This window comes from Paenibacillus sp. NPDC056579, from assembly GCF_042793215.1.
Classification (GTDB): Bacteria; Bacillota; Bacilli; order Paenibacillales; family NBRC-103111; genus Paenibacillus_S.
In genome coordinates this window covers 108,210-120,902 of record NZ_JBHTVD010000002.1, presented here as the reverse complement: position 1 = coordinate 120,902, position 12,693 = coordinate 108,210, and the positions used below count along the sequence as shown (strand labels likewise).

The window sequence follows — 12,693 nt, the reverse complement described above, 5'->3', positions numbered from 1 at the left end:
CTGAAGGAGCTTACAGCCTGCGGCTCCTCTCTCTGTACAGGACGTTCAATCATTGTTGTCTCTGATTACTGCCTTACCCTTTATTATAGTCAGCTGCAGCGATTCGGTCAAGATTGTGGCATACCCGGCAATAGTCGCACAGCTGAACCCGGTTTTCGAATATTTGCGTAATCGTCTTGATGACCTGCACCTCCGGGTCACGGGTGTGAATGAATATATGCTGCGGAGACACGGAAATCAAAGTGCTAACGATAACATCCTCGAAGTTAATGTCCTTCTCCAGCATTTCCACCGTCAACGTAGCGTCGTTCTGGCTTGTATCTATCGGCTCCATCCGGTCGTTCAGCAGCAAAAAGTCATTTCCGCCCTTATGTAACAAATGCGCAGCCGGAATTTTGGCTTCTTGAATATAGACAAAATATTTCAGTAAGGAAATAAACTCCTGGTATTGCTGATCCATCAAAAATTCATCAATCGCATACTCCGCCATTTCGTGAAGCTCCTCAATATAAGGACGCAGCCGGAAGTTCATGAAGCCCTGCAAATGCATATCGGAATTTTCTTGCAAGTAGGTGTAGGCCGCTTCCGCAATAATCTGCTTACGGCGATCCGCCATTTGCGACATCGACTCGTCCGCCATATCCGTCTGCTGCATCGGCAAGCAGTAGCTTAAGATCGCACGAATATCCTCTTCCTTCGTATAGTCAAAATCACGAGTGATCAGAGTCCGCATCAAACGCTCTTCATCTTCGCGGACAATCCAGTCCGCCAATACATCCGCCACCTGTTTATACAGTGCGTCCGTCCGTTTATCCAATTGAAAATGCGGCAAAATTCCATCCGCCTGAATGACAAAGCCATTATCGAACCGATGGAGAGTTGTAGCCACAGTATGCTTCTGAAAGGACCGGGCCGTATGATCCACTGCCGTGTACAGCCGGTGTGCGGCAGATTCCGACGTTTTCACCAGGGTCAAAGCAAACAGCTTCATTCCATTCACTCCTTCCTTCCCTTACTTCTCTTTTTTAATATATGGTCACGGATGTGCATATATACAAACAACAATTTCCCATGAATCATTGGCGTATAACGCAAAATTGAGAAGAGGGAAGGAGGAGGACAAGCAAAAAAAAATGACCCTGAACTTTGATCAAAGTTACAGGGCCGTTCTTATTAGTTTTGCATAATAAAGTCGTTATCGACCTTCACGTTCACATCGTCAAACACACGCAAAATTTCGTATCTCGTGTTGCGTTGAGCCGGAATTTTGCCGGCCTGACGAATGATGTCCAGCGTCGAGCCGATATTTACTTTGTGCGTCGTGCCTGCCGCGGATACGACATTTTCCTCGATCATCGTGCTGCCGAAATCGTTACAGCCGAAGTGCAGCGACTTTTTGCCGACCTCCGGTCCCATAGTCACCCATGACGACTGGAAGTTCGGGATGTTGTCCAGCATGATGCGGCTGATCGCAACATTTTTCAAATATTCATCAGGGCCCAGTTTCTCAGCCTTCATATTCGTATTGTCCGGCTGGAACGTCCAGGAAATAAACGCAAGGAATCCTGGGGAATTCCACTTGTTCGCAATACATTCGTCCTGTGCGTCACGAACACGCAGCAGGTGGAGCGCCCGCTCCTCCATTGACTCTCCGAAGCCGATAACCATTGTAGCGGTGGTGGACATGCCGATTTTGTGAGCCATCTGCATCACGTCCATCCAATCGCGCCAAGAGCCTTTCAATCGGCTGATTTTGCGGCGGGTCCGGTCATCGAGGATTTCACCTCCGCCTCCAGGCAGTGAATCCAGTCCGGCTGCTTTCAGCTCGCGCATAACCTCTTCTAGAGACAGCCCTTCGGAAACTTCCTTCATTTTCATAATTTCCGCAGGCGAGAAGGAATGCATCGTAATATTGAAGCGTTTCTTGATCTCGCGAAGCAAATTCGTATAGTAAGTAAACGGCAGATTCGGGTTCGTGCCGCCCTGCATCAGGATCTCGGTTCCGTTAACATCCAAGGTCTCCTGGATTTTCTGGAATATCGTTTCATCCGGCAATACATAGCCTTCATTCGAGCCCGGCGACCGGTAAAACGCACAAAAACGGCAGTAGACGTCGCAAATATTCGTATAGTTAATATTGCGGCCGATAACAAATGTTGTTATTGGGTCCGGATGGTGCCTCAACATAATTTGGTTTGCGACATGGCCCATCTTTTCAATTTCATCGGATTCATATAATTGAATACAGTCCTCGAGACTGATTCGGTTTCCGGCCAGCGCACTGTCAAGGATGCGGTCGATTGAACTCATCCTGTGCTCACTCCTTTATTCTAGCAATTCCGAAAATTTATTTTGCATACGAAAAAACTCTATAAAATCATCGTACCACAAACGATGGGCCTAGTCATCAAAAAAGAGACTGCCAGTTAGAGGCTCGCCTCATTTCTGACAATCTCCTGACACAAGTTGATCACTATGCAGGACGACTACCTACAGTCACTCTTGACCGTCTGCGGGTTAGGATCGAAGAGCCTGATCGAGATCGGCAATGATATCGTCAATGCTTTCCAAACCTACCGAATAACGCACGAGGCCGTCGGTGATGCCTCTCTCCAGCCGTACTTCGCGCGGCATAGCGGCATGTGACATCATAGCGGGGTAAGAGAGAATGCTCTCCACAGCCCCTAAGCTTACGGCTACGAGAGGAATTTTCACTTTCCCCAGCACTTGCTTGGCTTGCTCGCCGGAGCCGACATCAAACGATACGACGGCGCCGTATCCTTTTGATTGCCGCTCGTGAATCTCGCGACCCGGGTGATTGACCAATCCCGGATAGTAGACCTTCTCTACCTTCGGATGATTGGACAGCCATTCCGCCAAGCGGCGCGCGCTCAGCTCGTGAGCCTCCATACGCGCCTGCAGCGTCTTCATTCCCCGCATGAGCAGCCACGAATCATATATGCTAAGAATGGTGCCGAGCCCGTTCTGAATTTGCTTCAGCTGATCTCCGAGGCTTTCATTGGCTGCAACGGCCAGTCCTGCCGTCACATCGCTGTGACCGCCCAAAAATTTGGTCGCGCTATGAAGCACCAGATCTACGCCGAGCTCAATCGGTCGCTGATGATACGGGGTCATGAACGTATTGTCCAGTACGGTCAACAGCCCCTGCCCTTTCGCCCAAGCTGTAATTTCGGCAATGTTCGTAATTCTCAAAGTCGGATTCGACGGTGTCTCCATGTAGACTACCTTCGTATTCGGCTTGAGAGCCGCCTTCACTTTATCCAAATCCGTCGTATCGACGAACGTCGTTTCGATATTCATACGGTTCATGATCGTACTGAGCAAACGGTACGTTCCGCCGTATACATCCTCGGTACAAATAACATGATCGCCCGCCGAGAGAAGCATGAACGCCGCGGATATCGCAGCCATGCCGGATGCGAACGCAAAGCCGCGCACGCCGCCTTCGAGCAGCGCAATATAATCCTCCAGCGCCTGCCGGGTAGGATTCCCCGAACGGGTATAATCGTATTGCTGCGGATCGTCGAGCGAAAACTGGTGGAACGTCGATGCCTGATAGATCGGCACGCTCGATGCGCCCGTTCTCGGATCGATTTCCGCGCCAAAATGAATCAGCTTCGTAGCAAATTGACGACTTTGTTGTTGATCCTTGTTGTGATTGTGCTCTGCCATCAGCTGCTTCTAAGCCCCCTCTATTTCGGCTTGTGCCAAGTCGATAGCCCGCGACAAGTCGGCGATCAAATCGTCGATATGCTCGATGCCGACCGAATAACGAAGCAGTCGGTCATCCACTCCCACCTGACGGCGGATTTCCTCCGGAATATCTGCGTGTGTCTGAACGGCGGGATAAGTCATCAACGATTCTACGCCGCCCAAGCTCTCTGCAAAAGCGATAAGCTGAATGTGTCTCAAAATCGGCTCGATATAACGGGCATCTTTCATTTTGAAAGAGAAAATACCGGTGTTACCGGACGATTGCTTCTTTTGAATCTCATAACCCGGATGGCTTTCCAAAGCCGGATAATATACGGATTCCACCTGCGGATGGTTCAGCAAAAATTCTGCCATACGCGTAGCGTTATATTGATGGCGCTCCATGCGGATAGCCAGTGTCTTCATCCCTCTCATCAGCAGCCAGCTGTCCTGCGGATTCAAGACGGCTCCGATGGAGTTGTGCAAAAAGGCCATTTGCTCGGACAATTCCTGGCCCTTGGTCACAATAAGACCGGCGAGCACATCGTTATGACCGCCGAGGTATTTGGTCGCGCTGTGGATGACGATATCGGCGCCAAGTTCGATCGGACGCTGGAAAAACGGCGTCAATAGCGTATTGTCCACGATAGTCAAAATGCCTTTTTTCTTGGCCCAGCTGCTAACCAGCTCAAGATCGGTAATCATCATCAGAGGATTCGTCGGCGTTTCGATCAGAACCGCTTTCGTATTCGGCTTATAGTGCGATTCCAGAGCGTCAAGATCGTTCGTATCCACATAAGTAGCGGTTACGCCGAAACGCGACATGATTTTCTCCAGAAGACGGTATGTGCCTCCGTACAGATCGAGCGATACGATCAGGTGATCGCCTTGGCTGAACAAAGCGAAGATGGTTTGCAGCGCAGCCATGCCGGAGCTGCAGGCGAATCCGGCGTCACCGGACTCCAGGCTTGCGATGGCATCCTCCAGCACCTTGCGCGTCGGGCTTTTCGTGCGGGCATAGTCAAAGCCTGTGCTCTGACCCAGCTTCGGGTGACGAAACGCCGTCGCTTGATAGATCGGGAAGCTGACCGCTCCCGTTACCGGCTCTTCCTGAGAGCCGATCTGGGCTAACCGGCTCTCGATTTTCAACTGGTTATGCTGTTCACTCATATACAATACTCCTCCTTGTGCAAATCAAACGGCGTCTCTTGGTATACATAATAGTTCAACCAGTTGGAAAACAACAGGTTCGCATGCGCTCTCCACGATACGAGCGGCGGTTTGGTAGGATCGTCATTCGGGTAATAGTTTTTCGGAACGGCTACCTCCATCCCTTTATTGATATCCCGGTCATACTCGTATTTCAATGTACAAGCGTCATATTCGGAATGCCCGGTAACGAAAATTTGTTTGCCGTCCTTCGTTCCGACAAGATAGACTCCTGCTTCCGGAGATTCCGACAATATTTCAAGCTCCGGATGCTTCTCGATATCTTCCTTGCGTACCTCCGTATGACGGGATTGCGGTACGAAGAACATTTCGTCGAAGCCCCGCAGCAGCTTAACGTTCTGCGTACTGACGATATGCGTGAACACGCCGAACATCTTTTGCTCCAAGCCGTATTTCGGAACTCCGAAATGGTGGTACAAGCCCGCTTGCGCGGCCCAACATATATGCAAAGTCGATGTAACGTGATCGCGGCTCCAATCCATAATTTGCTGCAGCTCATCCCAGTAGTTGACGTCTTCGAAGTCCAGCTGCTCTACCGGCGCACCGGTAATGATCAAGCCGTCAAACCGTTCGTTGCGGACATCGTCGAACGTTTTATAAAACTGCTCCAGATGCTCCGCCGATGTGTTTTTGGACGTATGCGTCTTCGGATGCAGCAGGACGAATTCCACCTGAAGCGGCGTATTGCCGATCAAACGAAGGATTTGCGTCTCTGTCGTTTCTTTTGTAGGCATCAAATTCAATATGGCAATTCGCAGCGGACGAATATCTTGGTGGAAAGCCACCGTCTCATCCATCACGAAGATGTTCTCATTCAGTAGGATTTCTCTTGCCGGCAAATGATCGGGAATTTTGATTGGCATAGTAAGTCACTCCTTTTTTGTAGGTGTTTTGTCCTTGCGCAAACTCCTGCAAAAAGGCACTAAAAAAGGCCTTTTTCGCGCACACGAGAAAGGCCTTGTCGTTTCAACAAATGTCCTCTCTCATCTCTCAGAAGCTGTACGCTTCCGCAAGATTTAGCACCGTGCATCCCTTCCATTTCGTTGTTCCGCAGAACAAGAAATGCCGTAAGGTTTGTCGGTTGCCGGGTATCATCGGGCTAGTCCCTCCACCTGCTCTTGATAAGAGTTTGAAGCTGAAATATTCAGTTAATGTTATAGTCATACTCTATACGAAAAATACAATACCGTCAAGACGGTAAATTTATGAGTTTCAGGCACTTGCCTAAAGCAGCCAGCACACCAATTCACAATGCTCGCATACTGTAACATATGCCAAAAAACGTCTATCTCTTCACCGAATTTATAGATTTTTTGTAGAATGAAATCGTACAAATCAGCTTGATACACTGCAATTGAACAGTTATACTAGACAAGTAATTCGACAACACTAGCAAAGGGGTGCACCAAACGAATGGACGGAGACCCGAGGAGTAGTATCTACGTTCAACTACAACTGAATATTTCGTTTGGAATGCCAACGGCTTACGCTGCTCGTTCGCATGCGCCGGACTTTCCTTTGCATGATGTGAAATAGCCGTTTTCCTATACGACTGCACAGGTGAATTCCGTTCGTACCGATACGAGTGACGTTTCTTCCGTCTGCATTCCTCACGAGCTCACAGAAGTGCTCTTGTTCCTGCAACAATGAGCTCTTCACAAGCCATGTGAAGGGGTGGATAAGATGAAAGCACGTTTGGTACAGGACGGCATTTTTACTATAATTGAGGATATTACCCGAACGATGGAACCGCCTGAGCACGGTTTTTATTGGATTGATGCGGATGTGGACGATTTAACGATTTTACAGCCCTTATTTCATCTTCATGAATTGGCGGTAGAGGATTGTTTAGCCGAAGAGGAACAGCGTCCGAAAATCGAGCTGTACGATACTCATTATTTCATTGTCGTTAACAGCATTCGATTCGACGATGAAGAAATTTTCCTTCGCGGCTTGAATATATTTCTCGGCAAGCATTACATCATTACGGTAACCCGGCAAAAAATTAACGAGCTGCGCGCGTTGAAGCCGGTCTTGTGGGAAGAAGAAGTAACTGCGCCCGACCGGTTCCTATATCACTTGATCGATCTAGTAGTCGATAATTATACGTATGTCGGAGATCGGATCGAAGCGAAGATCGAAAAGCTTGAAGAAGATATATTAATGCACACGAAGAAATCGCACCTGAATGAAATCATCGGTCTGCGAAGCGAAATCCTCTGGCTGAAAAAAGTGCTCGTTCCGCAAAAAGAAGTGATAGCGACTTTAAACAAAAAAGAGCTGCGGTTCATTAGCGAGCCGCTTAAAAAATATTTCGGCGATATTTACGAGAACGCTGTGAAGATTCAGGAAACGTTCGATACGTTCCGCGATTTGATGGGCAACTTGCGAGAAGCTTATCAGTCCAGTCTATCGAACCGGGCGAACGAAATCATGCGCGTGTTTACCGCATTAACGACGATCTTCATGCCGCTCACCTTCATTACCGGGGTTTACGGAATGAATTTCGAGTCGATTCCCGGATTGCACTGGGAATATGGCGGACTCACAACCGTCATTATTTTGTGCATTGTCGGCGTGTCGATGTTTGTATTATTTCGTAAAAAAGATTGGCTGTGACACCAGCCATGTTATATTCGATTTATACAACCAAATCTTGTTCAGGGGCGTTAGATCATCCCTTGGGCAAGATTTTTTTTGCGTATACCGTTTCACTGGCCAAGGCCCCGGTGTAATAAATCCATAATTCCATAAGTAAACCGAGGTGATTGAGATGTTCCGCAAAATACTGCTTGCTTACGACGGTTCGGAAACGGCAAGACATGCTCTGGATAAAGCCATCTCGATAAAAACGATGCTGGACAGCACCATTCTTGAAGTCGTTCACGTAGCTCAACTCACGAATGTCGTTGTTGGCGACGCTTTTATTACCGGCGCTGCCGTTGTTCAGGAGGAGCTGCAAGCGGCAGCGGAGGACGTTGTCGATGAAGTAAGGCATCGCATTTCCCATCTGCCGCTTGCAACGGCGACCTTGCTCGAAGGAGGCGCTCCTGCAAAAGTGATTTTGGAATATGCCGACAATCACCGCTTCGATTTGATCATTGTCGGCAGCCGCGGATTGGGCACGTTCAAGGAGCTGCTGCTCGGCAGCGTAAGCTATGACATCGTTCAGCATGCCAAGCTGCCGGTACTTGTCGTTAAATAACTCGCGCTAAGCATAAGCATGCAAACCCCATTAACTAACCAGCTTATCTGCTGTTTAGAAAGGGAATACCTTAGGACGGACTCTCCGATTACAATACCTGAAAGCGGGTAATGGATCGAGGCCGTCCTCTTTGCTGCTTTCCTGCTATGTCGACTAGTCAATAGGCTGCCTATGAGCCGATTTCTATTACACGGCCGCCGCGGCTTCCTTATTCATCTGATGCCTGCGGAACTTCATCCGAAGCAGGCGCAGCCATTCATAGACGTGGTCAATGTCTTTCCCTTCCAGCTCGTCCTGATTATACAGCGTTTGCAGAATCGGCTTCAAATAGCGGTCCCCTTTCAGCTCAAATGCCGTCCAAGCAAGGCTCAGCTCCTCGCTCGGCACTTGCTGCAGCCCTTTCTCAATGTAGGACTCCAAATCGTAGCCTTCCCGGTCCAGCTCCTCTAACCATATCATCAGGTCTCTGCGCTGCAGCTGCAGCTGCTCGCGCAGTTGTTCGAGACTGTCTCCCCCGGTAATAGCTTCCAACAGCTTGAGCTTCACTTCCCGCTTACTCTGCTCCGCTTGGCGCTTTCTCTCCTTCTCCTGCTGCTGCCATGCATAAAACTGCACGGGATCGATCTGATCTTGAACCCATCCAAGAGGGAACGACGTGCTCCGCTCCACATTTTGCGTATACCGGAGCAGCTCTGCTCCGTACAAAGCAACTTTATTGGAGCCGAAGCCGGGCAGCTGCAGCAATTCCTCCTCCGACTGCGGCAGGAAGGTGCTGATCATCCGCAGCAGACGGTTCGTCGCAACCAGGAACGGCGATTTGCCTTCCGCGCTCGCCTGCTTCAACCGCCACTGCCGCAGCTCCTCATACATTACTTCGTTAGGATTATTCTCACTGTAATATTGCAGCAGCTGAAGCTTAGCCGTCTTGGTGTCGAACGATCCGCCTTCGGCCAGCCAGCCCATATCGAAAATCGGCAAAAATCCGCCCAGCTGCTTGGCCAGCAAGTTCTCGCGAAACGATACGATCATCTCATCCCAAGCGGCTCCTTCAAACCAGGTTTCGTGCGATAGCCTGCCGTCTTCTTTCGTTTCCTGCCATCCGGCTACCCATTGCCCTTTATTCTCTCCGATGGATGCTTGTGCTTGACGGGTACGATCCTCCCCCACCTTCTTCTCCAAGCTGTGCAAAAATAATACCTTCATTCGACACCCCTCCTGAAAAGTTAGAAATTAGTATTTCAACGCAAAAAGCACCCCTCCTACACACGGTAGAAGAGGTGCTTCCTCTGTACATTGAAATTATTACCATATTAGCATAATTACTCCTCATAAGCAACACCGAATAGCTAAAACCTGCGTAGGGGCATTCTAAAACCAACGATGGATACACGGAGGTGCTAGTAGCAATGGCAGACAACGATTTGGAAAGAGATGGCTTTATCGAGGAAGACCGTCATAAATACACTGATTTGAAAACCGTCGAATCCCAGCGCAACGATCTTACGGCTGAAGAGTTTCCGGAAGGGCCTTACGGCGCCAACCTGCATGAGGAGACACTAGGCAAAAGCTCCCCATGGAGAGAATCCCAGCATTCCCCCAACAGCTTCACTTACGAAAACAGGGAGCTTCATGCGGGAATTTCACGCGGTTATCCTGGAGCTCATCCGACCCATGATTCCAGCGGAGACAATCGCACAGACGAAGAAGAGGGCATGTAAGCTGCGGTGCGATAATCAAAAAAAAACAGGCAGGAGAGATGATTCTCTCGCTGCCTGTTCTATGATCAAGGCTTAACTTACACTTTCATAACTCCGCCGGTGCTTGCATTCGTAACAAGCTTGGAGTAGCGAGCCAAGTAACCGGAAGTTACTTTCGGCTCGAAGCCTTTCCAGTTCGCTTTGCGTTTCTCGAACTCTTCGTCAGAGATCATCAGTTGGATCGTACGGTTTTCCAAGTCCAGCTCGATAATGTCTCCATCCTCAACGAAAGCGATCGGTCCGCCTTCGGCCGCTTCCGGAGAAATATGTCCGATGCTGATACCGCGGGATGCGCCGGAGAAACGTCCGTCTGTGATCAGACCGACTTTTGCCCCAAGACCCATACCTACGATTTGCGAAGTAGGAGCCAGCATTTCCGGCATACCCGGTCCGCCCTTCGGTCCTTCGTAACGGATTACGACGACATGGCCTTCCTTCACTTTGCCGTTGGCGATACCGTACAGAGCATCGTCTTGCGAGTCGAAGCAGATAGCAGGACCTTTATGGTAGCCGCCTACGGATTTGTCAACCGCGCCGACTTTGATGATGGAGCCTCTTGGCGCCAGGTTACCGAACAATACGGCCAGACCGCCGCGCTCGGAGTGCGGGTTATCCAATGGATGGATAACGTCTTTGTCCAAAATTTCGCAGCCCGCTACGTTTTCGCGAAGCGTTTTGCCTGTTACGGTGATGCAGTCGCCGTTCAAAGCGCCCGGCTTTTTCAACAGCTCGTTGATGATCGCGCTCACGCCGCCGGCATTGTGCACGTCTTCGATATGGTAATCGGAAGCCGGAGCAATTTTAGCCAAGTGCGGTACGCGGTTAGCTACTTCGTTAATGCGCTCGATAGGATATTCAAAACCGGCTTCATGAGCCAGTGCCAACGTGTGCAGTACAGTATTCGTAGATCCGCCCATAGCCATATCCAATGCAAATGCGTTATCGATAGCGTCTATGGTCACGATATCGCGAGGCTTGATGTCTTGTTTGATCAATTCCATCAATTGGGTAGCGGAACGTTTAACGAACTCTCTGCGCTCAGGAGAAATAGCCAGGATCGTTCCGTTGCCAGGCAGTGCCAAGCCAAGGCCTTCGGCCAAGCAGTTCATGGAGTTGGCTGTGAACATACCTGAACAGGAACCGCATGTCGGGCATCCGTATTGCTCCAGCTCGGTCAAGGTTTTCTCGTCGATTTTCCCTACTTGGTATGCGCCCACGCCTTCAAATACGGAGGTCAGGGAAATCGCGCGGCCGTCGCTCGTTCTACCGGCTTTCATAGGTCCGCCGGAAACGAACATCGTTGGGATGTTCACGCGCAGCGCGCCCATCATCATACCCGGAGTAATTTTGTCGCAGTTCGGAATACAAACCATACCGTCAAACCAGTGAGCGGATACTACGGTTTCCAGGGAATCCGCAATAATCTCACGGCTTGGAAGCGAGTAGCGCATTCCGATGTGTCCCATGGCGATACCGTCGTCTACGCCGATCGTGTTGAACTCGAAAGGAACGCCGCCTGCTTCGCGGATCGCGTCTTTGACAATTTTACCGAATTCCTGCAGGTGAACGTGACCCGGAACGATATCGATGTAGGAGTTACATACCGCGATAAACGGCTTGTCGAAATCCTCTTCTTTAACACCGGCTGCACGCAGCAAGCTGCGGTGCGGGGCGCGGTCGAAACCTTTTTTAATCATGTCGCTTCTCATTTTTGGTTTAGACATATGTGGTAAGGCCTCCCAGTTTAGTAGTATCGATATAAGGCGAAGACTTTCGTCGTTCTATCATTCTTTAAATTCTATCATGTTTGTCGAGAAATGAAAATGTTATAATCGAGAGAGTTTCTTTCCATGTCGATTGGGAGCAGGTTATCCGCCTTTTGCCGGCACTCCTCTCTTCATGTATAATGGTAACGAACTAACAACGAACGGAGTGACCCGACATGTCAGATTTAGACTATTTATACGATTCCAGCGAGGATACGACGACCCGCTTCGTGTGCTTTGTAGGCGAATCGATGCGGCGGTTTGACCTCGCCATTACGAATACGAACCGTTTTTACGGCAAGAAGCTCGTTACCGATCTTCAATCCGGACGCACAGCGGTCATCGGCCCTGACGACCTGGAAGAAGAGGGCTATTTGGAGCACGTGTACAAATTGACCGAAGAAGAAGCTGTTGAGCTGACTCACTTTTTATCGCAAATCGTCGGTGCTATTAACTTTACCGATATTTAACGGACAGCTTCACCAAGCATGGAACAAAGAAAAAGACCGAACCGGCTGAATCGATCAGCTTGTTGCGGTCTTTTGTCATGTATGCGGCCGATAAGAATCAGCGCTTAACTAGATCTTCGCGAACCGGTGTGAACGTATCCAGCAGGATGCTTGGTTCCAGCGCTTGGCAGCCGTGCTTGGCACCGCTTGGAATGTAGATCGTCTCGCCCTGCGAAATGACTTTCTTTTCCCCGTCGACCGTAAATTCAAGCTTTCCTTTGAGGCAATAGGAAAACTGCTCATGAGGATGGCTGTGCTGATAGCCCTCCGCATTTTGCTCAAAATGGACTTCCATCATCATAATCGTTTGGCCCGGCTCGAAAATTTTCCGTTTCACGCCCGGCTCTGCATTTTCCCATACTCCGATATTGCTCATCCGAATGTGCCTCCTCTTTTTTAGCGCTTTCATAAATAATTGCTAAACATTGCTAACGTGTACTAGTATACCTGATAAACGGGATGCTTGGCTATTCCTTTCCAGCTGCGCCTGCAGGGAAAGGCCGGATAAAAAG

Annotated in this window: 12 protein-coding genes and 1 riboswitch; of the genes, 4 read left to right on the top strand and 8 right to left on the bottom strand. The window is 49.5% G+C overall.

Annotated features, from left to right (window positions below; all coding sequences use genetic code 11):
• Window positions 1-73: 73 nt before the first annotated feature.
• From ACFQ88_RS08100 to metA, 5 genes are all read right to left on the bottom strand, one after another.
• Window positions 74-991, bottom strand: a complete 918-nt coding sequence (locus ACFQ88_RS08100; protein WP_379453767.1) for a putative sporulation protein YtxC — start codon at window positions 989-991, stop codon at window positions 74-76.
• A gap of 182 nt (window positions 992-1,173) precedes the next feature.
• The gene (gene mqnC, locus ACFQ88_RS08095) at window positions 1,174-2,310 is read right to left on the bottom strand and encodes a cyclic dehypoxanthinyl futalosine synthase (RefSeq protein WP_379453766.1); all 1,137 of its coding nucleotides are present in this window, start codon (window positions 2,308-2,310) and stop codon (window positions 1,174-1,176) included.
• A 207-nt stretch (window positions 2,311-2,517) separates the two neighbouring features.
• The gene (locus ACFQ88_RS08090; RefSeq protein ID WP_379453765.1) at window positions 2,518-3,693 is read right to left on the bottom strand and encodes a trans-sulfuration enzyme family protein; all 1,176 of its coding nucleotides are present in this window, start codon (window positions 3,691-3,693) and stop codon (window positions 2,518-2,520) included.
• Between the two features lie 9 nt (window positions 3,694-3,702).
• The gene (locus ACFQ88_RS08085; protein WP_379453764.1) at window positions 3,703-4,884 is read right to left on the bottom strand and encodes an aminotransferase class I/II-fold pyridoxal phosphate-dependent enzyme; all 1,182 of its coding nucleotides are present in this window, start codon (window positions 4,882-4,884) and stop codon (window positions 3,703-3,705) included.
• Window positions 4,881-5,807, bottom strand: coding sequence for a homoserine O-acetyltransferase MetA (gene metA / locus ACFQ88_RS08080; protein ID WP_239632583.1), 927 nt, complete (start codon window positions 5,805-5,807; stop codon window positions 4,881-4,883). The genes ACFQ88_RS08085 and metA overlap by 4 nt, the downstream gene beginning before the upstream one ends.
• A gap of 117 nt (window positions 5,808-5,924) precedes the next feature.
• Window positions 5,925-6,072: riboswitch (SAM riboswitch) on the bottom strand.
• Window positions 6,073-6,627: 555 nt separating this feature from the next.
• Between metA and corA the strand changes: the two genes are divergently transcribed.
• Together corA and ACFQ88_RS08070 are read left to right on the top strand one after the other, a co-directional pair.
• On the top strand, window positions 6,628-7,563 hold the full coding sequence (corA, locus tag ACFQ88_RS08075) for a magnesium/cobalt transporter CorA (RefSeq protein WP_239632581.1): 936 nt from the start codon (window positions 6,628-6,630) through the stop codon (window positions 7,561-7,563).
• A 154-nt stretch (window positions 7,564-7,717) separates the two neighbouring features.
• Entirely contained in the window at window positions 7,718-8,149 is a 432-nt protein-coding gene (locus tag ACFQ88_RS08070) for a universal stress protein (RefSeq protein ID WP_239632579.1), read from the top strand.
• Between the two features lie 186 nt (window positions 8,150-8,335).
• On the opposite strand, the gene ACFQ88_RS08065 is transcribed toward ACFQ88_RS08070, so the two are convergent.
• Window positions 8,336-9,352: an HRDC domain-containing protein gene (locus tag ACFQ88_RS08065; protein WP_379453763.1), complete on the bottom strand. Its 1,017-nt coding sequence runs from the start codon at window positions 9,350-9,352 to the stop codon at window positions 8,336-8,338.
• A gap of 203 nt (window positions 9,353-9,555) precedes the next feature.
• On the opposite strand from ACFQ88_RS08065, the gene ACFQ88_RS08060 reads away from it, so the two are divergent.
• Entirely contained in the window at window positions 9,556-9,867 is a 312-nt protein-coding gene (locus ACFQ88_RS08060; RefSeq protein ID WP_239632575.1) for a hypothetical protein, read from the top strand.
• A gap of 77 nt (window positions 9,868-9,944) precedes the next feature.
• On the opposite strand, the gene ilvD is transcribed toward ACFQ88_RS08060, so the two are convergent.
• Complete coding sequence (gene ilvD / locus ACFQ88_RS08055; protein WP_239632572.1) at window positions 9,945-11,630, bottom strand: dihydroxy-acid dehydratase; 1,686 nt, start codon at window positions 11,628-11,630, stop codon at window positions 9,945-9,947.
• 218 nt (window positions 11,631-11,848) lie between these two features.
• Here ilvD and ACFQ88_RS08050 point away from each other — a divergent pair, with 218 nt between their 5' ends.
• Window positions 11,849-12,142 carry a DUF3055 domain-containing protein gene (locus tag ACFQ88_RS08050; protein ID WP_239632570.1) on the top strand — a complete coding sequence of 98 codons (294 nt, stop codon included), beginning with the start codon at window positions 11,849-11,851 and terminating at the stop codon, window positions 12,140-12,142.
• 97 nt (window positions 12,143-12,239) lie between these two features.
• Here ACFQ88_RS08050 and ACFQ88_RS08045 read toward each other — a convergent pair whose 3' ends face one another.
• Window positions 12,240-12,557 carry a cupin domain-containing protein gene (locus ACFQ88_RS08045; protein WP_239632568.1) on the bottom strand — a complete coding sequence of 106 codons (318 nt, stop codon included), beginning with the start codon at window positions 12,555-12,557 and terminating at the stop codon, window positions 12,240-12,242.
• Between the last annotated feature and the right edge of the window lie 136 nt (window positions 12,558-12,693).